The organism is Citrobacter sp. MGH106 (assembly GCF_001037495.1).
In the GTDB taxonomy this organism is placed as follows: domain Bacteria; phylum Pseudomonadota; class Gammaproteobacteria; order Enterobacterales; family Enterobacteriaceae; genus Citrobacter; species Citrobacter murliniae.
The window spans coordinates 304,346-330,172 of record NZ_KQ089822.1 but is presented as its reverse complement, the minus strand read 5'-3'; the positions used below and the strand labels follow the sequence as shown (position 1 = coordinate 330,172).

Below are 25,827 nucleotides of genomic sequence, written 5' to 3'. Positions count from 1 at the left end.
GCTAAAAATTGGGCAGGTTATCCCTGCCCATTAGTGTCTTACTTTTTAGCACGCTCTTCGAGCATTGCTACTGCTGGCAGTACTTTACCTTCCACGAATTCGAGGAATGCGCCGCCACCAGTGGAGATGTAGGAGATTTTGTCAGCGATGCCGAACAGGTCGATAGCTGCCAGAGTATCGCCGCCGCCTGCGATAGAGAACGCTTCGCTGTCTGCGATGGCGTTAGCCACAATTTCAGTCCCTTTGCGGAAATTCGGGAATTCGAACACACCTACCGGACCGTTCCACAGAATGGTTTTTGCATTCTTCAGGATTTCAGCCAGTTGCTGTGCAGATGCGTCACCGATATCCAGGATCTGCTCGTCTTCTTTCACGTCGTTAACGGATTTCAGCGTAGCAGGTGCGGTTTCAGAAAACTCGGTCGCAACACGAACGTCAGCCGGAACCGGAATATCACAGATAGTCAGCAGGCGTTTAGCTTCATCAACCAGGTCTGCTTCGTACAGGGATTTACCCACGCTGTGACCCTGCGCGGCAACGAAGGTGTTGGCGATACCACCACCCACGATCAGCTGGTCAGCGATTTTAGACAGGGAATCCAGAACGGTCAGTTTGGTAGAAACTTTAGAACCACCGACGATGGCAACCATCGGACGAGCAGGTTCTTTCAGAGCTTTACCCAGCGCATCAAGCTCAGCAGCCAGCAGCGGGCCAGCACATGCTACGTCAGCGAATTTCGCGATACCATGAGTAGAAGCCTGAGCACGGTGAGCAGTACCGAAAGCATCCATTACGAATACGTCACACAGTGCAGCGTATTTTTTGGACAGTGCTTCGTCATCTTTCTTCTCGCCTTTGTTAAAGCGAACGTTTTCCAGAACCACCAGCTCACCGGCAGCAACATCAACGCCGTCCAGGTAATCTTTCACCAGGCGAACCGGGTTAGACAGTTTGTCTTTCAGGTAGTTAACAACCGGCAGAAGAGAGAATTCTTCGTTGTACTCGCCTTCGGTAGGACGACCCAGGTGGGAAGTTACCATCACTTTTGCACCCTGCTTCAGGGCCAGTTCGATGGTCGGCAGGGAAGCACGGATACGCGCATCGCTGGTTACTTTCCCTTCTTTAACTGGTACGTTCAGATCCGCACGGATAAAAACACGTTTACCAGCAAGATCCAGATCGGTCATCTTAATTACAGACATGGTGAATCCTCTCGTTGATTCTTAAAGTTTTGCAAGCGCTCACGCGCCTTACCTGAAACCAATAGCAGCCATAGCTAACGTTGTGTCGAGCATACGATTAGCAAAGCCCCATTCATTATCGCACCAGACCAATGTTTTGATCAGGTGAGCGCCACTTACGCGCGTTTGAGTACCATCAACGATGGCGCTGTGCGGGTCGTGGTTAAAATCTACAGAGACCAACGGTAATTCCGTATAGTCAACTATACCATGAAATGCACCTTGTGCTGCTTTTTGCAGCAACTGGTTGACTTCACTGGCTTTTACAGGTTTTTTCACCGTCACGCTTAAGTCGATCGCCGTCACATTTATGGTCGGTACACGTACCGCAATCGCCTCAAAACGATCGTTAAATTGCGGGAAAATTCGCGTGATACCCGCTGCCAGTTTGGTATCGACCGGAATAATCGACTGGCTGGCTGCTCTCGTGCGGCGCAGGTCAGGATGGTAGGCATCGATAACCTGTTGATCGTGCATCGCAGAGTGGATCGTCGTGACAGTACCAGACTCAATGCCGTAAGCATCATCCAGCAATTTAATGACGGGAATTATGCAATTCGTGGTGCAGGAGGCGTTGGAAACGATCCGGTGTTCAGCGCGCAGCTGTTCCTGATTAACGCCAAACACAACGGTTGCATCGATGTCGTGACTACCTGGATGTGAAAAGAGCACTTTTTTGGCGCCAGCGGCGATATGCGCCTCGCCGTGTTCGCGGCTACCGAAGACCCCCGTACAGTCCAGCACAACGTCAACACCCAGTTCGCGCCATGGAAGCGCATTGAGTGTTCGCTCATGCAGGATGCGAATCGCGTCGTCGCCAACAATGAGCTGGTCACGCTCCTGGCGAACATCCCAGGCAAAACGTCCATGGCTGGTGTCATATTTCAACAAATGCGCCATGCCAGCGGCATCCGCCAGTTCGTTGATTGCCACCACGGTGATTTCCGCCCGACGCCCGGATTCGTACAAAGCACGAACCACGTTACGTCCGATGCGACCGAAACCATTAATCGCTACGCGTACGGTCATAGGTCTCCTGCAAGGATTTCTCAGAAACGATGTGGCTGACAGAGTAATGCAGCAAACCGCTCAGGAAAACCTTACCTGTCGCAAACTGCGACTGATTGATTAATTGTCGAACATTTAATCGACTGAAACGCTTCAGCTAGAATAAGCGAAACAAGGAATAAAAGGAATGATTGTCCAGCAACAGAACGCAGTTATCTGACTTACGTCACATTTTAAAGCCCTTCATCGCTAAATTTATTCCATATCCCAGAATTGTGAATAAGCGTAGCAAGATAATTTCGTTGCCGTATCACAAATCCTGATTTATATCAGAAAGCTCCCTTACCTGCGTCTATATTATCAGCGCTACGTCCGAGTCTCGGAGTCCCCAATCTATGGCCACATTTTACCCCCACTCATCTGAAGCTCGCTTCCACGCGCTGCGTTTATTACCCGGTCAGGAAGTTTTTGCCCAACTGCACGCTTTTGTACAACAGCATCAGCTCCAGGCTGCCTGGATAGCCGGTTGTACCGGGAGTCTGACCAACATAGCCTTACGCTATGCAGGGCGCGAAGAAACTACATTAGTGACCGGAACATGGGAAGTCATCTCCCTGAACGGTACGCTTGAGCTCACCGGAGAGCACCTTCATCTCTCGGTATCCGACCCACAAGGCGCGATGCTGGGAGGCCATATGATGGCTGGCTGCACCGTGCGTACCACGTTGGAACTGGTTATTGGCGAGCTGACAAGTCTGGCGTTTAGCCGTCAGCCCTGCGCAGTTTCCGGCTATGACGAACTGGTTATCTCATCCCGCTAACGCTTCACTTTAAAGAGGTCTTTTATGGCGCGTCGCCAATTTTCCAGCCAGTCACTGGTACTGATTGTCATTGCTATAGCGATCAATATGGTCGGAGGACAGCTAATCAGTATGTTGAAACTGCCTATTTTTCTCGACTCCATTGGCACCTTAATCAGCGCGGTGCTGTTAGGCCCGATTGTAGGGATGCTGACAGGATTACTTACCAATCTGCTCTGGGGTTTATTGACCGATCCTATCGCCGCAGCCTTTGCTCCCGTAGCAATGGTTATCGGACTGGTTGCCGGATGGCTGGCGCGGGCAGGATGGTTCCGTACCTTACCGAAAGTGGTGGTCAGTGGCGTGATTATTACCCTGGCCGTCACAATCGTCGCCGTACCTATCCGCACCACTCTTTTTGGTGGTGTCACCGGCAGCGGTGCCGATTTATTTGTCGCCTGGATGCATTCCGTCGGTCAGAACCTGGTGGAGTCCGTTGCCATCACCGTCATCGGTGCGAATCTGGTCGATAAAATTCTGACGGCGGTGATCGTCTGGATACTGTTGCGTCAGCTTCCGTTGCGCACAACGCGTCATTTTCCAACGATGTCTGCAGTGCGTTAAATGCATCCGTTTACCTCGTTGACCTTATGGGCGTTTGCCGCCTGCTCGACGTTACTGCTACCGGCAGGAATACCGCTTACCGTTTACAGCCTGGCGATGTTTCTCTGTTTGCTGAGCATAAAAGCAACGCGCCCCCGGGCGAAATATGTGGTCTGGCTAATGCTCCCCTTAGGGTTTGGGCTGTGGCTGGTACACGGAGGATGGTTGACGGAGTGGATCAGCGGTCAACCACGCACGCCAGAACGCTGGGCCGGAGCCGTCACGCTGTGGCTACGGATCCTGGCGATTGTATCAACGTCACAGATGTGGATGCAGTACGTACCGGTATCGCGGTTTATTCGCGCCCTGTTCGCCTCCCGCCTGCCCCCCGGCGTCGCCTATCTGTTCGCAGGTCCGCTACTGGTCGTCGAGCAGCTCAAACGGCAGTTGGCGATCATTCATGAGGCTCAACGTGCTCGCGGCGTACCGCTGGATGAGCGCTGGTATCAGCGCTTGCGTGCCATACCTGCACTTATTGTGCCGTTAACACATAATGCGCTAAACGATCTGGTTGTACGCGGCGCAGCGCTGGACATGCGGGCATTTCGCCTGCACCGCAGACGAACCACGCTTTGGGCACCAGAAGACAGTACATTACAGTGCATCGCCCGGTACACCATGGTGTTCGCCATGCTGACAGAAGCAGGAGTGTGGATATGGTTACGCTAGAGCAGTTTCGCTATATCCCAACACACGCCACGCGTCCGCCAGCCTGCTTTGACTTTCACTACTCAGCGCCTGGCATGATCGCGATTTTTGGGGATAACGGCAGCGGTAAAAGTACGTTGGCACAGCTGATGGCGGGCTGGTACCCGGATTTTCTTCCCGGAGAAATTGAGGGCAAAGGTACACTGCTGGGTAATCCCGTCGGGGAGCTGTCGCTCGTGGAGCAATCCTGCACCATCCAGCTTGTGCAGCAATCGCCTTATTTACAGCTTTCCGGGTGTACTTTCAGCGTAGAGGAGGAGGTGGCATTCGGCCCGGAAAACCTCAGCCTGGACGAAGCGGAGATAATGCGCCGAATTGACAAGGCACTTACGCTGACTGAATGTCAATCACTGCGTCATCGCCATCCAGCTACGCTTTCAGGCGGCGAAACTCAACGGGTTGTCATTGCCAGCGCCCTCGCGATGCAACCTAAGATATTAATACTGGATGAGGCTTTCAGTCGTCTGACGTCACAGGCCACCGACATGCTGTTGGAGCGCTTGCAACAATGGGCACAGATACAACATTCATTGGTCGTACTTTTCGAGCGTAATCACACCCCTTTTCTGAGCCAGTGCCAGCGGGCCTGGCAATTGCGCAACGGAGCTTTATTCCCCTTATGTTAACGCTGAATCAGGTCACCTATCGCTGGCCAAACGCTAATGAAGACTGTTTGCGCGATATTTCGTTAGTGCTTAGAGAAGGTGAATGGCTGGCGCTAACTGGCGATAATGGTGCAGGCAAATCCACGCTGCTGCGTGTAATGGCAGGGCTTTTGCCTCCCTCATCGGGTGAGATTACCCTGCAGAACATGCCCATTGCGCAACTAAAAAACCGTGAACGAGCCAAAATTCTCGGGGTACTGTTTCAGGAAGCAGAAAATCAAATTTTTCACAGCAAGGTAGCTGAAGAAGTGGCCTTTGGCTTACGGTTACAGAAGCGCCCTGCAACGGAGATTGCGCAACGCACCACAGCAGCACTGCAATTATGCGGGTTAGAGGACGTCGCCGACGCACATCCACTGGATTTGCACACGGCGCAGCGACGTATGGTCGCCGTCGCCAGCCTGGAAGCCCTCGCCCCCGCAATTTTGCTGCTTGATGAACCCAGCCGGGATTTTGATACGCACTGGCTGAGTATATTTGAAAACTGGCTTTCAGTATGCCGCAAGAGGGGAACCAGCGTTGTCGCAATCAGTCATGACGCTGCCTTCACACAGCGCCATTTTGCCAGCGTAGTGCGTCTTGAATCCGGTCAATTAATCACGGAACTGCCCTGATGAGCAAAAAAAACGGGCCGCCTGAGCGACCCGTTTACCGTTGTAATCAGAATTACAGCAGCGCTTTCGCTTTCGCGACCACGTTGTCTACGGTGAAGCCGAACTCTTCAAACAGCAACTCTGCCGGAGCAGACTCACCAAAGGTGGTCATACCGACGATAGCACCGTTCAGGCCCACGTATTTGAACCAGTAGTCCGCAATACCCGCTTCGATAGCAACGCGAGCAGAAACGGCTTTCGGCAGTACAGATTCACGGTAAGCCGCGTCCTGTTTGTCGAATGCGTCAGTGGACGGCATGGAAACCACACGCGCCTTCACGCCTTCTGCGGTCAGTTTGTCCCACGCAGCAACAGCCAGCTCAACTTCAGAACCGGTAGCAATGAAGATCAGCTCCGGCTGACCTGCACAATCTTTCAGTACATAACCACCGCGAGCGATGTTCGCCAGTTGCTCTTCGGTACGTTCCTGCTGCGCCAGGTTCTGACGGGAGAGGATCAGCGCGGTCGGGCCATCCTGACGCTCAACGCCGTATTTCCACGCTACTGCGGATTCAACCTGGTCACATGGGCGCCATGTGCTCATGTTCGGGGTAACACGCAGGGAAGCAACCTGCTCTACCGGCTGGTGAGTCGGGCCATCTTCACCCAGGCCGATGGAGTCGTGGGTATAGACCATTACCTGACGTTGTTTCATCAGCGCAGCCATACGTACCGCGTTACGGGCATATTCCACGAACATCAGGAAGGTAGAGGTGTACGGCAGGAAACCACCGTGCAGAGAGATACCGTTCGCGATAGCGGTCATACCGAATTCACGTACACCGTAATGGATGTAGTTACCGGCAGCATCTTCGTTAATCGCTTTAGAACCAGACCACAGCGTCAGGTTGGATGGCGCAAGGTCAGCAGAACCACCGAGGAATTCCGGCAGCAAAGGACCAAACGCTTCGATTGCATTCTGCGATGCTTTGCGGCTGGCGATTTTCGCCGGGTTAGCCTGCAGTTTAGCAATGAACTCTTTCGCTTTCGCATCGAAGTCAGACGGCATTTCACCGTTCATACGACGGGTGAATTCAGCCGCTTCCTGAGGGAAGGCTTTCGCATAAGCAGCAAACTTCTCGTTCCATGCGGCTTCTTTTGCCTGGCCTGCTTCTTTCGCATCCCACTGAGCATAGATTTCAGACGGGATTTCGAACGGCGCGTATTTCCAGCCCAGTTGTTCACGGGTCAGTGCGATTTCAGCGTCGCCCAACGGTGCGCCGTGAGAATCGTGCGTACCTGCTTTGTTTGGAGAACCGAAGCCGATGATGGTTTTGCACATCAGCAGAGACGGTTTGTCAGTCACTGCACGGGCTTCTTCTACTGCGCGTTTAATCGCATCAGCATCGTGACCATCTACGCCACGAACTACGTGCCAACCGTAAGCTTCGAAACGCTTCGCGGTATCATCAGTGAACCAGCCTTCAACGTGACCGTCGATGGAGATGCCGTTGTCGTCGTAGAACGCAATCAGTTTACCCAGTTTCAGCGTACCGGCCAGGGAGCATACCTCGTGAGAGATACCTTCCATCATGCAGCCATCGCCCATGAAAGCGTAGGTGAAGTGATCAACGATGTCGTGGCCTGGACGGTTAAACTGCGCCGCCAGTGTTTTTTCAGCGATAGCCATACCAACCGCGTTAGCGATACCCTGACCCAGCGGACCGGTAGTGGTTTCCACACCCGCGGTATAACCCACTTCCGGGTGACCCGGAGTTTTTGAATGCAGCTGACGGAAGTTCTGCAGTTCAGACATCGGCAGATCGTAGCCGGTGAGGTGCAGCAGGCTATAGATCAGCATAGAGCCGTGGCCGTTGGACAGCACGAAGCGGTCACGGTCAGCCCAGGATGGGTTATTCGGGTTGTGGTTCAGGAAATCACGCCACAGGACTTCGGCAATGTCAGCCATCCCCATCGGGGCGCCCGGGTGACCGGATTTGGCTTTCTGTACTGCGTCCATGCTCAGCGCACGAATAGCATTGGCAAGCTCTTTACGTGAGGACATTTTGACTCCAGATCGGATAATGAAGGCCATACCCTTAACGACTTGACGACAGCGCGTTTTGGGCTACGCCGGAAAAAAGTGCCAACAATGTAACCCAAGCCGCGTGTCATGTACATGGAGCATCCTTTTACCGCTTCAGAAATCTCCGGATCATGCTCGTAAGTTGCGCAATCTTCTCGCACGCTTATTGTTCTTTTCTTTATACTTAGGCCGAGCGTCGGTTTATCTGCAAACCACGCATTTTTTAGAATAATCCTGACTTTGTGCGGAAGAGAAAAAATGAAAATTCGCGCTTTACTGCTTGCTATGAGCATGGCTACGGCATTGACCGGTTGCCAGAATATGGACTCCAACGGACTGCTTTCTTCAGGTGCGGAGGCTTTTCAGGCCTACAGCCTGAGCGATGCCCAGGTTAAAGCGCTGAGCGATCAGGCCTGTAAGGATATGGACAGCAAAGCGACCATCGCCCCGGCGGGCAGCGAATATGCGACGCGTTTAAGTAAAATTTCCGCTGCGCTTGGCGATAACATCAACGGCCAGCCGGTAAACTACAAAGTCTACATGGCGAAAGATGTGAACGCCTTTGCCATGGCAAACGGCTGTATCCGCGTCTATAGCGGTCTGATGGATATGATGACCGATAATGAAGTTGAGGCGGTCATTGGTCACGAAATGGGTCACGTCGCGCTGGGTCACGTGAAAAAAGGTATGCAGGTTGCGCTGGGAACCAACGCCGTACGTGCCGCGGCGGCCTCTGCGGGCGGGATCGTCGGCAGCCTGTCACAATCACAATTGGGCGATCTGGGTGAAAAACTGGTGAACTCACAGTTCTCCCAGCGTCAGGAGTCCGAAGCGGATGATTACTCGTATGATTTGTTGCGCAAACGTGGCATCAGTCCGGCAGGGTTAGCAACCAGTTTTGAGAAGCTGGCGAAACTGGAGGAAGGACGTCAAAGCACGATGTTTGACGATCATCCGGCATCAGCAGAACGAGCTCAACATATTCGCGATCGCATGAGCGCGGATGGGATTAAATAGTTTTAGCCCTATTCTGCGATGATATCGGACGTTATTGGCGAAGCCAGTTTGGACACGGACAGCGCACAGCCACCGGAGCGTACACGCAGTACGTGAGGATGGCGAGCACTGCCCGGGTTCAAAATGGCGAGCAAAATAGTCCGATACCGGTTACTCGCCCTTTTTCGCTGCCTGGATGTAAAGCATTTCCAGAGCCAGCGTAGCCGCCGCCAGCGCGGTGATCTCGGACTGGTCATAGGCCGGAGCGACTTCTACGACGTCCATCCCAACGATGTTCAGATCCTTCAGACCGCGCACCAGCTTGATTGCACGATCGGAGGTCAAACCGCCGATCACCGGCGTACCGGTTCCCGGAGCAAACGCCGGATCAAGACAGTCGATATCAAAAGTCAGGTATACCGGCATATCACCCACAATCTGCTTAACCTGCGCAATGATGTCATCAACGCTACGATCGTTCACCTGGCAGGCATCCAGTACGGTAAAGCCGTTGTCTTTGTCGAACTCAGTGCGGATCCCGATCTGTACCGAATGGTTCGGATCGATCAGACCTTCGTTCGGTGCGGTATAGAACATGGTGCCATGATCGAATTCGCAGCCGTTGGCGTAGGTATCGGTGTGAGCATCAAAATGTACCAGCGCCATTTTACCGAAGTGCTTAGCGTGGGCGCGCAGCAGCGGCAGAGTGACGAAGTGGTCACCGCCGAAGGAGAGCATACGTTTACCCGCGGAAAGCAGTTTCTCTGCATGCGCCTGCAGCTTTTCACTCATTTCACGAGCATCACCGAACGCATAAACCAGATCGCCGCAGTCCACTACGTTCAGGCGCTCACGCATATCGAAGTTCCACGGGAAGCGGTTATGTTCCCAGGCGAGGTTGGTGGAAACCTGACGGATCGCTGCCGGGCCATGGCGGCCACCCGCACGACCGGACGTTGCCATATCAAAAGGTACGCCGGTAATCACCCAATCGGCGTCGCTGTCGTATGGCATGAAATTCATTGGCAGACGCAAAAAACCAAAGGCGTTAGAAACCAGGGAGTTGTCGTATTGATGACCTAAGGTGCTCATGTACTGACCTCTTTTAAAATCGGTGAAAAAAAATCCCCTCCGCGTCGTTAAGCCCGACGAGGAAGGGATTGATTTACGTGGCTACTTATATGGGCGAATTATCGCCGTTAATTTGTCCCGGTTCAAGCGAACCGGGACAGCCTTACTCGTCTTCCAGGTATGTGTATCCGTAAAGACCTGCCTCGAACTCTTCGAGGAACTGCTGTTGCAGAGCATCATCCAGATCGGTCTGTTTGACCTGGTCACGGAAGTGCGTCAGCAAAGTATTTGGATCCAGCTGTACGTACTGCAGCATGTCCGCCACGGTATCCCCTTCGTCAGATAGCTCAACTTCCACGCTGCCGTCCGGGAAGACAAACACGTCAACCGCTTCGGTATCACCGAACAGGTTGTGCATGTTGCCGAGGATTTCCTGATACGCACCCACCATAAAGAAGCCCAGCATCGGCGGGTTCTCTGGATCGTACTCCGGCATCGGCATGGTGGTGGCAATACCATCCCCATCGATGTAGTGGTCGATAGCGCCGTCAGAGTCACAGGTGATATCCAGCAATACCGCACGACGCTCAGGCACTTGATCCAGCCCTTCCAGCGGCAAAACCGGGAACAGTTGATCGATGCCCCACGCATCCGGCATTGACTGGAACAGTGAGAAGTTGACGTACACTTTGTCCGCCATACGCTCTTGCAGTTCATCAATGATTGGACGGTGCGCACGGTTTTGCGGATCTAACTGTTTTTGCACCTCGTGGCACATGCTTAAATACAGTTGCTCCGCCCAGGCGCGCTCCTGCAGGCTGAACGTACCGGATGAATAGCCAACATGAATGTCGTGCAGATCCATCTGGCTGTCGTGCAGCCATTCACGCAGCGAACGACGGGTACCTGGTTCGTGCATTTCCTGCCAGGTTTCCCACATACTCTGCAACGCACGTGGAGCATCTTCAACCGGTGCGGTCGGCTCGGTATATTCGTTACGCTCCACACCAATAATGTTAGACACCAGTACGGTATGATGCGCGGTTACCGCACGGCCAGACTCGGTGATCACCGTCGGGTGCGGCAATCCGTTTTCTTCACAGGCGTCGCCAATCGCCCAGATGATATTGTTGGCGTACTCGTTCAACCCATAGTTGACCGAGCAGTCAGACTGCGAGCGCGTACCTTCATAATCCACGCCCAGACCGCCGCCCACATCGAAGCACTGAATATCAACACCCAGTTTGTGCAGTTCAACGTAGAAACGTGCAGATTCACGTACGCCGGTCGCGATATCGCGAATGTTCGCCATCTGCGAACCGAGGTGGAAGTGCAGTAACTGCAGGCTATCCAGACGCCCTGCTTCACGCAGCGTTTCAACCAGTTGCAGAACCTGCGTTGCCGCCAGACCGAACTTGGATTTTTCGCCGCCGGAGGACTGCCATTTGCCAGAACCTTGTGATGCCAGACGCGCACGCACGCCCAGACGCGGGATCACATTCAGGCGCTCAGCTTCATCCAGCACGATAGCGATTTCAGACATCTTCTCGATGACCAGATAGACCTTGTGGCCCATCTTCTCGCCAATCAGTGCCAGACGGATATATTCACGGTCTTTGTAGCCGTTACAGACGATAACGCTACGGGTCATACCCGCATGGGCCAGAACAGCCATCAGTTCGGCTTTCGAACCCGCTTCCAGCCCCAGTGGCTCACCGGAATGGATCAGCGATTCAATCACGCGGCGGTGTTGGTTGACCTTGATCGGGTAAACAAGGAAGTAGTCGCCTTTATAGCCGTAAGATTCCCGCGCGCGTTTAAACGCGGCGTTAATTGAACGCAGACGGTGTTGCAGGATCTGCGGGAAGCAGAACAATGCAGGCAGGCGCTGGCCTTGCGCTTCACGGGCTTTCACCAGTTTAGCGAGATCGACGCGCGCTTCCGGTACGTCAGGGTCCGGGCACACGCTAATGTGTCCTAACTCATTGACGTCATAGTAGTTATTACCCCACCAGGCAATATTGTAAGTACGCAGCATCTTGCTGGCTTCCTGGGAACTCATTGCAACCTCCTGCATGGAGCGTAGTACACCCTGTCCGCCTGCTGACGAAGGCGAACCCATAGAAATGTCGTCAGACATAGCGAACCTCAGATTTTATTAACAAGTGTAAAACAGTTGACTACTATCGCAATCCGAAGACGCGATAACAACCCATAAACAGGCAGATTTTCCAGCAGATAGTGCTGACGCTCCGACTGTGCGACCGGTTTCTTTTTCATTTCATTGTAAACACGTAACCGAACTTAAAGATGACGGTTCGGCGAAACCACGAGAAAACTCTTGTTTTAACAAGAGCGCCCTTGTTCAGTCCTTAGTTGCCGTTACCGGCTCTGGAGTCCTGAGAAGCGCCGAGATGGGTATAACATCGGCAGGTATGCAAGATGCAGATTGCGGGGGACATATGTACACCAGAACGGTGTGACAGATTCAGCAGAATACAACGGTTCATTATCTCGTATCACCTCCATGGTCGCTCCATAAAGAACGAACCCACAAGCCAAAGCTAAAGTTTTAACCCGGCTGGAAGTGGCAACACGATGAAAACGTCGTGTGCTTTTTGTCTACCCTAAATAATTCGAGTTGCAGGAAGCCAATGCATATGCAACTTGAACTATGACGGATATTTGAGCCGCGCGCCGCGTTTTATACCGACAACAGTGCGAAAAAGCAAAAGATAAATGCACGCATTGCCAGCACCGTCAGGAAAAATTTCCAGTTACATTTTCAGTGCAATACGACTTTACTCAAAAAAAGCTGGAAATCGTGCGGAGAAGTAACCTAAAATAGACGTCCAGAAGTTAATCCATCTATACCGATTAACACTCAGACTGCCAGTGTCAGTAATATGCAGACTCATGGTAGAATCTTCTACACATGACTATTCCACGCAACAGTTTGAGCTAACCAAATTCTCCTTAGGTGAAATTAAATATGGCAAAACACCTTTTTACGTCCGAGTCCGTATCAGAAGGGCATCCTGACAAAATCGCTGACCAAATTTCTGATGCTGTTCTGGATGCAATCCTCGAACAGGATCCGAAAGCACGCGTTGCCTGCGAAACCTACGTCAAAACCGGCATGGTTTTAGTTGGCGGTGAGATCACTACCAGCGCATGGGTAGATATCGAAGAGATCACCCGTAACACCGTTCGCGAAATTGGCTACGTGCATTCCGACATGGGCTTTGATGCTAACTCTTGCGCTGTCCTGAGTGCTATCGGTAAACAGTCCCCGGATATCAATCAGGGTGTTGATCGTGCCGATCCACTGGAGCAAGGCGCGGGTGACCAGGGTCTGATGTTTGGTTATGCAACCAATGAAACCGACGTGCTGATGCCAGCTCCCATCACCTATGCTCACCGTCTGGTTCAGCGTCAGGCTGAAGTACGTAAAAACGGCACGTTATCCTGGCTGCGCCCGGATGCAAAAAGCCAGGTCACTTTCCAGTATGACGATGGCAAAATTGTCGGTATTGATGCAGTAGTTCTGTCTACTCAGCACTCAGAAGACATCGATCAAAAATCACTGCAAGAAGCGGTGATGGAAGAGATCATCAAGCCAGTACTGCCGACCGAGTGGCTGACTGCTTCGACCAAATTCTTCATCAACCCAACTGGTCGTTTTGTTATCGGCGGCCCGATGGGCGACTGCGGTCTGACAGGTCGTAAAATCATCGTTGATACCTACGGCGGCATGGCTCGTCACGGCGGCGGTGCATTCTCTGGTAAAGATCCTTCTAAAGTTGACCGTTCCGCAGCCTACGCTGCCCGCTATGTAGCGAAAAACATCGTTGCCGCAGGTCTGGCTGACCGTTGTGAGATTCAGGTTTCCTACGCTATCGGCGTAGCTGAACCGACCTCTATCATGGTGGAAACTTTCGGTACTGAAAAAGTATCTTCTGAACAGTTGACCCTGCTGGTTCGTGAGTTCTTCGACCTGCGTCCGTACGGCCTGATTCAGATGCTGGATCTGCTGCACCCGATCTACAAAGAAACCGCCGCTTACGGTCACTTTGGTCGCGAACATTTCCCATGGGAAAAAACTGACAAAGCGCAACTGCTGCGTGATGCTGCCGGTCTGAAGTAATTCACCGGCAACAGACAGCAAATTAGGACCAGCCTGAAGGCTGGTCTTTTTTTTTGCCTTCGCCTCGCCCACAACTCAGCCCACTGGCAATGCGTTTTACACGTGACTTTCACTACAAATGAAAGCGATTACATTCAGTTAATATCAACCCACACTGAATTCACATTGCCTTATTTCTATAGTTTCAATACTGTTACATATTTTTTCAGCATCGTCTTAATTCCAGGCAATCACTCACCAAACAGCATTATTAAAAATCTTTATTTTCAATAAGATAATACATAATCAATATGAATGTTAGTGTAAGCGATTACACTAATGTGATGAAAATCGCATTTTTTTACTCCGTACTCACCTACCCTTAACATCAACAAAACTAGCTACCCAACCGGAGGGCATCATGCCTGACAATAAAAAACAGGGGCGTTCCAACAAAGCCATGACATTTTTTGTCTGCTTTCTTGCAGCCCTGGCAGGATTACTTTTTGGCCTGGATATCGGTGTTATTGCCGGTGCTTTACCTTTCATTACCGACGAGTTTCAAATTTCCGCACACACTCAGGAATGGGTGGTGAGTTCCATGATGTTTGGTGCAGCCGTAGGGGCTGTCGGCAGTGGCTGGCTCTCCTTCAAGCTGGGGCGTAAAAAAAGCCTGATGATCGGCGCCATCCTGTTTGTCGCAGGGTCGCTGTTCTCCGCAGCCGCACCGAATGTTGAAGTGCTGCTTCTCTCCCGCGTACTGCTGGGCCTGGCGGTTGGCGTCGCGTCCTACACCGCACCGTTGTACCTGTCCGAAATTGCACCGGAAAAGATCCGTGGCAGCATGATCTCCATGTATCAGTTGATGATCACCATCGGGATCCTCGGCGCCTATCTGTCCGATACCGCATTTAGCTATAGCGGTGCATGGCGCTGGATGCTGGGCGTAATTATCATCCCTGCTCTGCTGCTACTGGTTGGCGTGTTCTTCCTGCCGGACAGTCCACGCTGGTTCGCCGCCAAACGTCGCTTTGTTGATGCCGAACGGGTGCTGTTGCGCCTGCGAGATACCAGCGCAGAAGCCAAGCGCGAGCTGGATGAAATTCGTGAAAGCCTGCAGGTGAAACAGAGTGGCTGGGCGCTGTTTAAAGAGAACAGCAACTTCCGTCGCGCGGTATTCCTCGGCGTGCTGTTACAGGTGATGCAGCAATTCACCGGGATGAACGTCATCATGTACTACGCGCCAAAAATCTTTGAACTGGCGGGTTACACCAACACCACTGAGCAGATGTGGGGCACCGTTATCGTTGGCCTGACCAACGTACTGGCTACCTTTATTGCCATTGGCCTGGTTGATCGCTGGGGCCGTAAGCCAACGTTGATCCTCGGCTTTATCGTCATGGCCGTTGGTATGGGCGTGCTGGGTACCATGATGCATGTGGGTATACATTCTGCTGCTGCCCAGTACTTCGCAGTGTTGATGTTGCTAATGTTTATCGTTGGCTTCGCAATGAGTGCCGGTCCGCTGATTTGGGTACTGTGTTCTGAAATTCAGCCGCTGAAAGGCCGCGATTTCGGGATTACCTGTTCTACTGCAACCAACTGGATTGCCAACATGATTGTCGGCGCAACCTTCCTGACGATGCTGAACTCGCTGGGAAGCGCCAATACCTTCTGGGTCTACGGTGGTCTGAACGTCCTGTTCATCTTCCTGACCTTGTGGCTGATTCCGGAAACCAAAAACGTTTCTCTGGAACACATTGAACGTAACCTGATGAAAGGCCGTAAACTGCGCGAAATCGGCGCACACGACTAATCATCTGAGGCTTCCTCCCCCACCGGGGGAAGCCTCCCTCTTGCAGTCCTTTTCCTGTCCCATTATCCTCTGGCGTTATGAAAACCTCCCGTCTACCCATCGCTATCCAGCAAGCCGTAATGCACAGCCTGCGGGAAAAACTCGCCCAAGCAAACCAAAAGCTGGAACGTAATTACCCGGAACCAAAGCTGGTTTATCAACAACGTGGCACCGCAGCGGGTACGGCGTGGCTGCAAAACTATGAAATCCGCCTCAACCCGGTACTGTTGATGGAAAACGTCGAGGCGTTCGTTGAAGAGGTCGTTCCTCATGAACTGGCGCATTTGCTGGTCTGGAAATACTTTGGCCGCGTACCGCCACACGGTAAAGAGTGGAAATGGATGATGGAGAATGTGCTGGGCGTACCGGCCAGACGCACGCATCAGTTCGAACTTCAGTCAGTACGACGCAATACCTATACCTACCACTGTAAGTGCCAGGAGCACCAGCTCACTGTCCGTCGCCACAATCGCGTTGTTCGCGGTGAAGCGACTTATCGCTGCGTCCACTGCGGTGAACCGTTGGTTGCCGAATAATCCTGCGAATTATCAGGAACTTTTCTGATCCTGCTGATTGCATACAGGAACAACTTTCGCTACGTTGCGCGCTCGATTTGACACGGAGTTCGTGATGTACCGTAATCTCTCTTTTGCCGTGGCGTTGCTGGCCACAGCGCTATCTGGTCCGGTTTTAGCCGAAGGCATCAACAGTTTTTCACAAGCGAAAACGGCAGGAGTAAAAGTTAACGCCGGTGCGCCTGGCGATTTCTACTGCGGATGTAAAATTAACTGGCAGGGAAAAAAAGGGGTCGTTGACCTGGCCTCCTGCGGCTATAAAGTGCGAAAAAATGAAAATCGTGCCAGCCGTATTGAATGGGAACATGTCGTGCCAGCCTGGCAATTTGGTCATCAGCGCCAGTGCTGGCAAGACGGCGGACGTAAAAACTGTGCCAAAGATCCGGTCTATCGCAAAATGGAAAGCGATATGCATAACCTGCAACCGGCGGTGGGTGAAGTGAATGGCGATCGAGCTAACTTCATGTACAGCCAGTGGAACGGCGGTGAAGGTCAGTACGGACAGTGCGCCATGAAGGTCGACTTTAAAGAAAAAGTGGCCGAGCCGCCTGCACGCGCTCGTGGTGCCATTGCTCGTACCTATTTTTATATGCGCGACCAGTACAATCTGACGCTTTCCCGCCAGCAAACCCAGCTTTTTAATGCCTGGAATAAGCAATATCCGGTGACGGACTGGGAGTGTGAACGCGACGAACGCATCGCTAAGGTACAGGGTAACCATAACCCATACGTGCAACGCGCTTGCCAGGCGCAAAAGAGCTAACCTACACTAGCGTCAATATTTTTAACCCATGCCCTGACCTTTAAGTTGCTCAGGGCCATGACGCGGATGGTTAACTATGCGCATTCCTCGCATTTATCACCCTGAACCACTCTCTTCCGGCAGCCAAATTTCATTGTGTGAAGATGCCGCCAACCATATCGGCCGCGTGCTGCGTATGGGCGCAGGCCAGGCGCTACAACTGTTTGACGGTAGCAATCAAGTATTTGACGCCGAAATCACCCATGCCAGCAAGAAAAGTGTGGATGTGAAAGTACTTAGCGCTGAGCATGACGATCGTGAATCACCGCTGCATATCCATCTTGGACAAGTTATGTCTCGCGGCGAAAAGATGGAATTTACTATCCAGAAATCGATTGAACTGGGTGTAAGCCTCATTACGCCACTTTTTTCTGAGCGCTGCGGCGTTAAACTGGATAGTGAACGCCTGAACAAGAAGCTCCAGCAGTGGCAGAAAATAGCTATTGCTGCCTGTGAACAGTGCGGTCGTAACCGGGTACCTGAAATTCGCCCGGCGATGGATTTGGAAGCCTGGTGCGCCGAACAGGATGAGGGATTGAAGCTAAACCTTCATCCTCGCGCCAGCGCGAGCATCAACACTCTGCCGCTACCCGTAGAGCGCATCCGGTTGCTGATTGGCCCGGAAGGTGGGTTGTCGGCAGATGAAATTGCCATGACCGCACGTTATCAGTTTACTGATATCCTGTTAGGACCTCGCGTTCTGCGTACTGAGACAACTGCGCTCACCGCCATTACCGCGCTACAGGTGCGTTTTGGTGATCTGGGCTAAGACCGCCCTATTAGGCGTAATTGTCGCAGCTAGTTTGAACATGGACAGCGCACAGCAACCGGAGCGTACACGCAGTACGTGAGGATTGCGAGCACTGCCCAGGTTTAAACTGGCAAGAAAAATAGCCTAAGAGGTTGGGCTTTTAACGGAGAAGAACAATGATCAAGCTCGGCATCGTGATGGATCCCATCGCAAGCATCAACATCAAGAAAGATTCCAGCTTCGCTATGCTGCTGGAAGCACAACGCCGTGGTTACGAACTTCACTATATGGAGATGGCCGATCTTTATCTGATTAACGGTGAAGCCCGCGCCCGTACGCGTACCCTGAGCGTAGAGCAGAACTACGACAAATGGTATGAGTTCAACAGCGAGCAGGATCTGCCGCTGGCAGACCTGGACGTCATTCTGATGCGCAAGGATCCGCCGTTTGATACCGAGTTTATCTACGCGACCTATATTCTGGAACGCGCTGAAGAGAAAGGGACACTGATCGTTAACAAACCGCAGAGTCTGCGCGATTGTAATGAAAAGCTGTTCACCGCCTGGTTTGCCGACCTGACGCCGGAAACGTTGGTCACACGCAACAAAGCACAACTGAAAGCCTTCTGGCAGAAACACAGCGATATCATTCTTAAACCGCTGGACGGCATGGGCGGCGCGTCTATCTTCCGCGTGAAGGAAGGCGATCCGAACCTGGGCGTAATTGCTGAAACGCTGACCGAGCACGGCACCCGCTACTGTATGGCACAGAACTACCTGCCGGCGATTAAAGACGGTGACAAACGCGTGCTGGTGGTTGATGGCGAACCCGTTCCGTATTGCCTCGCACGTATTCCACAAGGTGGAGAAACCCGAGGCAATCTGGCCGCCGGTGGTCGTGGCGAACCTCGTCCGTTAACCGACAGCGACTGGGAAATTGCGCGTCGCATTGGTCCCACCCTGAAAGCCAAAGGCTTGATTTTTGTGGGTCTGGATATCATTGGCGATCGCCTGACGGAAATTAACGTCACCAGCCCGACCTGTATTCGTGAGATTGAAGCAGAATTCCCGGTATCCATTACCGGTATGTTGATGGATGCTATCGAGGCACGTCTGCAGAAATAAAGCGTTTAATGCCGGATGACGACGCTAAAGCGTCTTATCCGGCCTACGTTTTTTGCCTCCTACAAACCGGAAAAGCGCTACTTTCCGGCAAAAGACGCCTTACATGAGTGACAATTAAGGGCTTTCCCCACATACTGCACACTGTTGCTTTTTTGAACCAGGAAACAGAACCTCTGACAATGAATTTACAGCATCACTTTCTTATTGCCATGCCTGCTCTCCAGGATCCGATTTTCCGCCGTTCCGTGGTGTACATTTGTGAGCATAATGAAAACGGCGCGATGGGGATTATTATCAATAAACCCCTGGAAAATTTACAGATTGAAGGGATACTGGAAAAACTGAAGATTACACCAGAGGCGCGTGACCCGGCTATTCGTCTGGATAAAGCCGTGATGCTTGGCGGCCCACTGGCAGAAGATCGTGGGTTTATTCTGCATACCCCGCCTTCGCGCTTCGCATCCAGTATTCTTATTTCAGATAACACCATCATCACGACTTCCCGCGATGTGTTAGAAACCTTAGGTACACAGGAACAACCCTCCGAAGTACTGGTCGCGCTAGGTTATTCGTCCTGGGAAAAAGGTCAGCTGGAGCAAGAATTGCTGGATAACGCCTGGCTCACAGCCCCCGCCGATCTCAACATTTTATTTAAAACACCGATTGCTGATCGCTGGCGCGATGCAGCGAAACTTATCGGGATAGATATTCTGACCATGCCTGGCGTGGCAGGGCATGCATAATGAGCGAAACATTACTCTCCTTTGATTTTGGTACCAAAAGTATTGGCGTGGCTATTGGTCAGCGCATTACCGGTACAGCCAGACCGCTGCCCGCCATCAAAGCGCAGGATGGCACACCGGACTGGAGTTTGATTGAGCGCCTGCTTAAAGAGTGGCAGCCGGATGAGGTCATTGTCGGCCTGCCGCTGAATATGGATGGCACTGAGCAACCCCTTACCGCACGCGCACGCAAGTTCGCCAACCGAATTCACGGTCGTTTTGGCGTAACTGTGACACTTCACGATGAACGCCTCAGCACAGTGGAGGCGCGCTCCGGTCTGTTTGAGCAGGGTGGATACCGTGCGTTGAATAAAGGCAAAGTGGACTCCGCCTCTGCCGTCGTTATTCTCGAAAGTTATTTCGAGCAGGGTTACTAAAAGGTCATCGTTTCATTTTGCTCCAGCATAAACCCTCAGCCCATTACAGCCTGCCCTGCGCCTGACGCTGCTGCAGGCTCTGAGCGAAAGTCTGCATACCTGCCAGTTGCCCGGTTTGTATAACACCGGGGAGCTGGTGGTTTTTACCCTCGCGGATCAGATTGCCGACAGCCGGAGTATTTACCAGCAACTCAAATAACGCCACTCGCCCTCCCTGCTTATCTTCTTCCAGCTTTTGCGAGAGCACCGCCCGTAAGCTACCCGCCAGTTGATTACGAACCGGATCTTTCTCCTGCGCGGGAAAAGTATCCACCAGCCGCTCCACCGCCTGCGCCGCACCACGCGTATGTAGCGTTGCCAGCACCAGATGCCCGGTTTCTGCGGCGGTTAACGCCAGGCGGATGGTTTCGCTGTCGCGTAGTTCTCCCAATAAAATAACGTCGGGATCTTCACGCAACGCAGCTCTTAATCCTGCGGCAAAAGAGCTGCAATGCGCCCCCATCTCGCGCTGTTGGATCAAACAGCGCTTGCTGGTATAGCGATATTCAATAGGATCCTCCAGCGTCAGAATATGTCCTTCAACGTTCAGATTAAGGTACTCCACCATCGCCGCCAGTGTTGTAGACTTCCCGCTCCCCGTGGCTCCCGTCACCAAAATCAGCCCATTTTCACTATGTAGCAGTTCAGATATAAGGTCAGGTGTCTGCAATGACTCCAGGTTCGGACAGGCGACCGGCAGCAACCTCAGAGCCAGCGAAGTCCCTTGTTGGTGGGCAAATGCACTGGCGCGCAGACGACGAGAGTCCGCCAGCACAATGGCAAAATCAATCTGTCCACTTTCCCGCCACTGTACCTGTTGTTGATCGCTGAGCCAGCCCATCAGCAGTTGTTCCACATCTGGCGCAGTAAACGGCGCAATTTCTATCCTCCCCCGTATGCGCCAGCGCGCAGGCCATGCATTGCACAGGTGTAGATCCGACACGTTATGCTTTACACTAAGGGCCACTATTTCTTCCATATTCATATGAACATCCTCGGAAAATGAACGATATCGCGCATAACCTGGCACATGTCCGGGACAAAATCTTAGCCGCCGCGACGCGTTGCGGGCGGTCTTCAGAAGAAGTTACGTTGCTTGCAGTAAGTAAAACCAAACCTGCGAGCGCCATCGAAGAAGCCATTGCCGCAGGGCAGCGTGCCTTTGGCGAAAACTATGTTCAGGAAGGTGTGGACAAGATCCGCTACTTCAAAGAAAGCGGCGTAGAGGGTCTGCAATGGCACTTTATCGGCCCGTTGCAGTCCAACAAAAGTCGTCTGGTGGCTGAGCATTTTGACTGGTGCCATACGATAGATCGTCTGCGTATCGCTACCCGTCTAAGTGAACAGCGCCCGACAGACTTACCACCGCTGAATGTTCTGATTCAGATTAATATCAGCGATGAGAACAGTAAGTCAGGCATTCAACTTGCTGAACTTGATACCCTGGCCGCTGAGATCGCCGCACTGCCACGCATTACCCTGCGTGGTCTGATGGCGATCCCGGCGCCAGAGTCAGATTATGTAAGGCAGTTTGAAGTTGCACAGCAAATGGCTGTAGCATTTGCCGGGCTGAAAACGCGCTACCCAAATATCGACACGCTCTCACTGGGAATGTCTGATGATATGGATGCTGCCATCGCGGCGGGTAGCACGATGGTACGCATTGGCACTGCTATTTTTGGTGCTCGTGATTACACAAAAAATTAAGGAAAACTAAGGAACACCATGAATACGTTGACCTTCCTGCTCTCAACGGTAATTGAGCTGTATACCATGGCGCTGCTATTGCGCGTATGGATGCAGTGGTCCCGCTGTGATTTTTACAACCCGTTCTCGCAGTTCATTGTGAAAATCACGCAGCCCATTATTGGGCCGTTACGCCGTATTATCCCTCCGATGGGACCAATCGACAGCGCCTCGTTAGTAATCGCGTTAATTCTCAGTTTTATCAAGGCAATAGTGCTATTCAAAGTGGTCACATTCCAGCCGATTATCTGGATCGCCGCCGTACTTATTGTTCTGAAAACCATTGGGCTGCTGATTTTCTGGGTGCTGTTGGTCATGGCCATCATGAGCTGGGTCAGCCAGGGTCGTAGCCCCGTGGAGTACGTGCTGATTCAACTGGCGGACCCACTGTTGCGTCCTATCCGTCGCATACTGCCAGGCATGGGCGGAATCGACTTTTCCCCGATGATCCTGGTACTGCTGCTCTATGTCATCAACATGGGGATTGCAGAGGTATTACAGGCGACAGGTAATATGCTGCTGCCGGGGCTGTGGATGGCGTTATGAGTGCCGTAACACCCTGCGATGACGGTCTGGTTTTACGGCTCTATATTCAGCCTAAAGCCAGCCGGGACAGTATTGTGGGTTTACATGGCGACGAAGTAAAAGTCGCCATTACCGCCCCGCCGGTCGATGGCCAGGCAAACAGTCATCTGGTTAAATTTCTCGGTAAACAATTCCGCGTGGCGAAAAGCCAGGTTGTTATTGAGAAGGGCGAGCTTGGCCGTCACAAACAGGTTAAAATCATTCATCCGCAACAAATCCCGCCAGAAATTGCGGCACTAACTGATTAGGTATCCCATGCAAAAAGTTGTCCTCGCAACCGGCAATGCCGGTAAAGTGCGTGAGCTCGCCTCTCTCCTGAGCGATTTCGGGCTTGATGTTGTCGCCCAAACAGATCTGGGCGTTGACTCCGCTGAAGAGACCGGCCTGACTTTTATTGAAAACGCCATTCTGAAGGCGCGTCATGCTGCGCAAATCACCGGACTGCCGGCAATTGCCGATGACTCGGGTCTGGCTGTCAACGCTCTGGGCGGCGCACCAGGCATCTATTCCGCTCGCTATTCAGGAGAAGATGCTACCGACCAACAGAATCTGGAAAAGCTGCTGCACACCCTGCGGGATATCCCTGAAGAGAAACGTCAGGCACAGTTCCATTGCGTGCTGGTGTATATGCGCCATGCGGACGATCCAACGCCAATTGTTTGTCACGGAACCTGGCCGGGCGTGATTACCCGCGAGCCTGTCGGAAACGGCGGTTTTGGCTACGACCCGATCTTCTTTGTACCGTCTGAAGGTAAAACCGCGGCAGAACTGACTCGTGAAGAGAAAAGTGCCATCTCCCACCGCGGACAAGCGCTGAAGCTGCTGCTGGATGCCCTGCGTAATGGTTAAGCTTCCACCACTGAGTCTTTATATTCACATCCCGTGGTGTGTGCAGAAATGCCCCTACTGCGATTTCAATTCGCATGCGCTGAAGGGTGAAGTTCCCCATGATGACTATGTTCAGCATCTGCTGAGCGATCTGGATGCCGACGTTGCGTACGCACAAGGTCGTGAAGTAAAGACGATTTTTATTGGTGGTGGCACGCCAAGCCTGCTCTCAGGGCCGGCAATGCAAACGCTGCTGGATGGTGTGCGCGCACGCCTGAATCTGGCGGCTGATGCAGAAATCACGATGGAGGCGAATCCCGGTACAGTAGAAGCCGATCGCTTTGTCGATTATCAACACGCTGGGGTGAACCGTATCTCCATAGGTGTGCAGAGTTTCAGCGCAACTAAACTTGAGCGCCTGGGACGTATACACGGGCCGGAAGAAGCCAAACGCGCCGCTAATCTGGCGAACGGTCTGGGGCTTCGCAGCTTTAATCTTGATCTGATGCACGGCTTGCCGGATCAGACCCTTGAAGAGGCCCTGGGCGATTTGCAGCAGGCGATCGCGCTCAACCCGCCTCATCTCTCATGGTATCAGCTCACCATTGAACCCAATACTCTCTTTGGCTCACGCCCTCCGGTATTACCGGACGATGACGCGCTGTGGGATATTTTTGAGCAGGGCCATCGGTTGCTGACCGCCGCCGGGTATCAGCAGTATGAGACATCAGCCTATGCTAAGCCGGGTTATCAGTGTCAGCACAATCTGAACTACTGGCGTTTTGGCGACTATCTTGGTATTGGCTGCGGAGCTCACGGCAAAGTCACTTTTCCAGATGGACGCATCCTGCGCACCACCAAAACGCGACACCCGCGCGGATATATGCAGGGGCGCTACCAGGAAAGCCAGCGTGATGTGGCGCAGACCGACAAACCATTCGAGTTCTTTATGAACCGTTTTCGTTTACTTGAAGCCGCGCCGCGTGCTGAATTTACCCAATATACCGGGCTTGCCGAAGACGTTATTCGTAAAGAGATTGATGAGGCTATCACGCAGGGGTATCTGACAGAGAACGAAGAGTTCTGGCAGATTACCCGACACGGTAAGCTGTTTTTAAACTCTCTGCTGGAATTGTTTTTAGCGGAATAACACTGAAAATAGCCAGGCCTGATGGCGCTGCGCTTATCAGGCCTGGGGGCTTAGAGACGATAAGCGCAGCTATCTTTATAGATTAATACTGATTAAACATCGTCTGGATCTGTTGCGGATCTTTGGTTTGCGTCAACGCCAGTTGCAACAGCACACGTGCTTTTTGCGGGTTCAGCGAACCTGAAGCGACAAATCCGTATTTCGCATCATCGATTTCAGCATCCTGCGTGGTGGCACCTGTTGGTACACGGGAAGAACGCACAACCACGGTACCTTTATGCGCGGCAGTCGCCAGGGTATCGAAAATCGTTTTATACAGGTTACCGTTACCTACACCCGCACTGACGATCCCTGCATAACCTGCGTCTACCAGCGCTTTTGCCGGCAGATCAGAAGCATTAGCGTAGTTGTAGATAATCCCCACTTTCGGCAGTTCTGTCAGCTTAGACACATCGAACGGCGTAGAAGTAGTGTGCTTACGGGCAGGCGTACGCTGGTAGTCAATTTTGCCGTTATGGATGTATCCCAGCGGGCCGTAGTTAACGGATTTGAAGGTAGCAACATCAGTGGTATTGGTTTTGGTCACATCACGACCATCCAGTACGGTGTCGTTCATCACCACCAGCACGCCACGGTTTGCAGAGGCTTTATCTGCCGCCGTTACCACCGCGTTATACAGGTTAAACGGACCATCGGCGCTCATTGAAGTAGATGGACGCATTGCACCTACCAGTACCACCGGTTTGTTGCATTTGACTGTCAGGTCGAGGAAATATGCGGTTTCTTCCATGGTGTCCGTACCATGCGTGACTACGAAACCGTCGGTTTTATCACATTCAGCATTGATCTTCTTCGCCAGCGTTAACCAGACTTCATCGTTCATATCCTGGGAGCCGATATTCACAACCTGCTCGCCTTTGACCACAGCGATATCTTTCAGTTGCGGCACCGCATCTACCAGATTTTCTACACCGACTTTGCCTGCCGTGTAGTTGGATTTTGTTGCGGAATCACCACCGCCAGCAATCGTTCCGCCAGTGGCTAAAATGGTGATGTTAGGTAATGCCAGCGCCGCGCCGCTGAATCCCATAACCAGTGCAGCAAGTGCCGTTTTCCTGAAAAACTCCATGTTATTTCTCCAGTTACTTGAATTTGCCGCATTATGTCTATCTCACAGATGAATAATGTGACATTGTCCAATTAACCAGATTTATATTTCCATGAAATTGTCGTTCTTAGAGGTGGATATCAAAATA

General features: G+C 52.3%; 28 protein-coding genes. 19 read left to right on the top strand and 9 right to left on the bottom strand.

What is annotated here, in order from left to right:
- Nucleotides 1-38: 38 nt before the first annotated feature.
- Together pgk and epd are read right to left on the bottom strand one after the other, a co-directional pair.
- The gene (gene pgk, locus SK36_RS01540) at nt 39-1,202 is read right to left on the bottom strand and encodes a phosphoglycerate kinase (RefSeq protein ID WP_045447335.1); all 1,164 of its coding nucleotides are present in this window, start codon (nt 1,200-1,202) and stop codon (nt 39-41) included.
- A 48-nt stretch (nt 1,203-1,250) separates the two neighbouring features.
- Nucleotides 1,251-2,270 carry an erythrose-4-phosphate dehydrogenase gene (gene epd, locus SK36_RS01535; protein ID WP_048220584.1) on the bottom strand — a complete coding sequence of 340 codons (1,020 nt, stop codon included), beginning with the start codon at nt 2,268-2,270 and terminating at the stop codon, nt 1,251-1,253.
- Between the two features lie 374 nt (nt 2,271-2,644).
- Here epd and SK36_RS01530 point away from each other — a divergent pair, with 374 nt between their 5' ends.
- From SK36_RS01530 to SK36_RS01510, 5 genes are read left to right on the top strand one after another with little or no spacing between them, the layout of a single operon-like run.
- Nucleotides 2,645-3,070, top strand: a complete 426-nt coding sequence (locus SK36_RS01530; protein WP_045447341.1) for a PPC domain-containing DNA-binding protein — start codon at nt 2,645-2,647, stop codon at nt 3,068-3,070.
- Nucleotides 3,071-3,094: 24 nt separating this feature from the next.
- Entirely contained in the window at nt 3,095-3,673 is a 579-nt protein-coding gene (locus tag SK36_RS01525; protein WP_045447343.1) for an ECF transporter S component, read from the top strand.
- Nucleotides 3,674-4,381 (top strand): energy-coupling factor transporter transmembrane component T, encoded by a 708-nt coding sequence (locus SK36_RS01520; protein ID WP_045447346.1) that lies wholly within the window; start codon nt 3,674-3,676, stop codon nt 4,379-4,381.
- Nucleotides 4,369-5,046, top strand: a complete 678-nt coding sequence (locus SK36_RS01515; protein WP_048220583.1) for an ABC transporter ATP-binding protein — start codon at nt 4,369-4,371, stop codon at nt 5,044-5,046. Before SK36_RS01520 ends, SK36_RS01515 begins: the two co-directional genes overlap by 13 nt.
- The gene (locus tag SK36_RS01510) at nt 5,040-5,699 is read left to right on the top strand and encodes an ABC transporter ATP-binding protein (RefSeq protein WP_048220581.1); all 660 of its coding nucleotides are present in this window, start codon (nt 5,040-5,042) and stop codon (nt 5,697-5,699) included. The genes SK36_RS01515 and SK36_RS01510 overlap by 7 nt, the downstream gene beginning before the upstream one ends.
- A 52-nt stretch (nt 5,700-5,751) precedes the next feature.
- On the opposite strand, the gene tkt is transcribed toward SK36_RS01510, so the two are convergent.
- On the bottom strand, nt 5,752-7,743 hold the full coding sequence (tkt, locus tag SK36_RS01505; RefSeq protein ID WP_048220580.1) for a transketolase: 1,992 nt from the start codon (nt 7,741-7,743) through the stop codon (nt 5,752-5,754).
- 279 nt (nt 7,744-8,022) lie between these two features.
- On the opposite strand from tkt, the gene SK36_RS01500 reads away from it, so the two are divergent.
- The gene (locus SK36_RS01500; protein WP_045447355.1) at nt 8,023-8,781 is read left to right on the top strand and encodes a metalloprotease LoiP; all 759 of its coding nucleotides are present in this window, start codon (nt 8,023-8,025) and stop codon (nt 8,779-8,781) included.
- Nucleotides 8,782-8,931: 150 nt separating this feature from the next.
- On the opposite strand, the gene speB is transcribed toward SK36_RS01500, so the two are convergent.
- From speB to SK36_RS25125, 4 genes are all read right to left on the bottom strand, one after another.
- The gene (gene speB / locus SK36_RS01495) at nt 8,932-9,852 is read right to left on the bottom strand and encodes an agmatinase (protein ID WP_003027056.1); all 921 of its coding nucleotides are present in this window, start codon (nt 9,850-9,852) and stop codon (nt 8,932-8,934) included.
- Nucleotides 9,853-9,994: 142 nt separating this feature from the next.
- Complete coding sequence (speA, locus tag SK36_RS01490; RefSeq protein WP_071829027.1) at nt 9,995-11,971, bottom strand: biosynthetic arginine decarboxylase; 1,977 nt, start codon at nt 11,969-11,971, stop codon at nt 9,995-9,997.
- A gap of 8 nt (nt 11,972-11,979) precedes the next feature.
- Nucleotides 11,980-12,111, bottom strand: coding sequence for an acid stress response protein YqgB (yqgB, locus tag SK36_RS23205; RefSeq protein WP_071829029.1), 132 nt, complete (start codon nt 12,109-12,111; stop codon nt 11,980-11,982).
- Between the two features lie 92 nt (nt 12,112-12,203).
- A complete protein-coding gene (locus SK36_RS25125; protein ID WP_269429419.1) occupies nt 12,204-12,341 on the bottom strand; it encodes a hypothetical protein in 138 nt (45 codons plus the stop codon).
- Between the two features lie 482 nt (nt 12,342-12,823).
- On the opposite strand from SK36_RS25125, the gene metK reads away from it, so the two are divergent.
- From metK to ruvX, 8 genes are all read left to right on the top strand, one after another.
- Nucleotides 12,824-13,978, top strand: coding sequence for a methionine adenosyltransferase (gene metK, locus SK36_RS01485; protein ID WP_048220579.1), 1,155 nt, complete (start codon nt 12,824-12,826; stop codon nt 13,976-13,978).
- A gap of 400 nt (nt 13,979-14,378) precedes the next feature.
- On the top strand, nt 14,379-15,773 hold the full coding sequence (gene galP / locus SK36_RS01480; RefSeq protein ID WP_045447364.1) for a galactose/proton symporter: 1,395 nt from the start codon (nt 14,379-14,381) through the stop codon (nt 15,771-15,773).
- A 77-nt stretch (nt 15,774-15,850) separates the two neighbouring features.
- A complete protein-coding gene (locus SK36_RS01475; protein WP_048220577.1) occupies nt 15,851-16,348 on the top strand; it encodes a SprT family zinc-dependent metalloprotease in 498 nt (165 codons plus the stop codon).
- 94 nt (nt 16,349-16,442) lie between these two features.
- Nucleotides 16,443-17,150 carry a deoxyribonuclease I gene (gene endA / locus SK36_RS01470; RefSeq protein WP_048220576.1) on the top strand — a complete coding sequence of 236 codons (708 nt, stop codon included), beginning with the start codon at nt 16,443-16,445 and terminating at the stop codon, nt 17,148-17,150.
- Between the two features lie 76 nt (nt 17,151-17,226).
- Complete coding sequence (gene rsmE, locus SK36_RS01465) at nt 17,227-17,958, top strand: 16S rRNA (uracil(1498)-N(3))-methyltransferase (RefSeq protein ID WP_045447373.1); 732 nt, start codon at nt 17,227-17,229, stop codon at nt 17,956-17,958.
- 158 nt (nt 17,959-18,116) lie between these two features.
- Nucleotides 18,117-19,064: a glutathione synthase gene (gshB, locus tag SK36_RS01460; RefSeq protein ID WP_045447375.1), complete on the top strand. Its 948-nt coding sequence runs from the start codon at nt 18,117-18,119 to the stop codon at nt 19,062-19,064.
- A gap of 179 nt (nt 19,065-19,243) precedes the next feature.
- Complete coding sequence (locus tag SK36_RS01455) at nt 19,244-19,807, top strand: YqgE/AlgH family protein (RefSeq protein ID WP_045447378.1); 564 nt, start codon at nt 19,244-19,246, stop codon at nt 19,805-19,807.
- A complete protein-coding gene (gene ruvX, locus SK36_RS01450; RefSeq protein ID WP_045447381.1) occupies nt 19,807-20,223 on the top strand; it encodes a Holliday junction resolvase RuvX in 417 nt (138 codons plus the stop codon). Before SK36_RS01455 ends, ruvX begins: the two co-directional genes overlap by 1 nt.
- Before the next feature lie 43 nt (nt 20,224-20,266).
- Here ruvX and SK36_RS01445 read toward each other — a convergent pair whose 3' ends face one another.
- Nucleotides 20,267-21,247, bottom strand: a complete 981-nt coding sequence (locus SK36_RS01445) for a type IV pilus twitching motility protein PilT (protein ID WP_048220575.1) — start codon at nt 21,245-21,247, stop codon at nt 20,267-20,269.
- Between the two features lie 17 nt (nt 21,248-21,264).
- Here SK36_RS01445 and SK36_RS01440 point away from each other — a divergent pair, with 17 nt between their 5' ends.
- From SK36_RS01440 to hemW, 5 genes are read left to right on the top strand one after another with little or no spacing between them, the layout of a single operon-like run.
- The gene (locus SK36_RS01440; RefSeq protein ID WP_045447388.1) at nt 21,265-21,969 is read left to right on the top strand and encodes a YggS family pyridoxal phosphate-dependent enzyme; all 705 of its coding nucleotides are present in this window, start codon (nt 21,265-21,267) and stop codon (nt 21,967-21,969) included.
- An 18-nt stretch (nt 21,970-21,987) separates the two neighbouring features.
- Nucleotides 21,988-22,554: a YggT family protein gene (locus SK36_RS01435; RefSeq protein ID WP_045447391.1), complete on the top strand. Its 567-nt coding sequence runs from the start codon at nt 21,988-21,990 to the stop codon at nt 22,552-22,554.
- The gene (gene yggU / locus SK36_RS01430; protein WP_003027101.1) at nt 22,551-22,841 is read left to right on the top strand and encodes a DUF167 family protein YggU; all 291 of its coding nucleotides are present in this window, start codon (nt 22,551-22,553) and stop codon (nt 22,839-22,841) included. The genes SK36_RS01435 and yggU overlap by 4 nt, the downstream gene beginning before the upstream one ends.
- A gap of 7 nt (nt 22,842-22,848) precedes the next feature.
- Nucleotides 22,849-23,442, top strand: coding sequence for an XTP/dITP diphosphatase (locus SK36_RS01425; RefSeq protein WP_045447394.1), 594 nt, complete (start codon nt 22,849-22,851; stop codon nt 23,440-23,442).
- Nucleotides 23,435-24,571 carry a radical SAM family heme chaperone HemW gene (gene hemW, locus SK36_RS01420; protein WP_048220574.1) on the top strand — a complete coding sequence of 379 codons (1,137 nt, stop codon included), beginning with the start codon at nt 23,435-23,437 and terminating at the stop codon, nt 24,569-24,571. Before SK36_RS01425 ends, hemW begins: the two co-directional genes overlap by 8 nt.
- Nucleotides 24,572-24,653: 82 nt before the next feature.
- Here the strand turns inward: hemW and ansB are convergent, their stop codons facing one another.
- Complete coding sequence (ansB, locus tag SK36_RS01415) at nt 24,654-25,700, bottom strand: L-asparaginase 2 (RefSeq protein WP_045447400.1); 1,047 nt, start codon at nt 25,698-25,700, stop codon at nt 24,654-24,656.
- Nucleotides 25,701-25,827 lie beyond the last annotated feature (127 nt).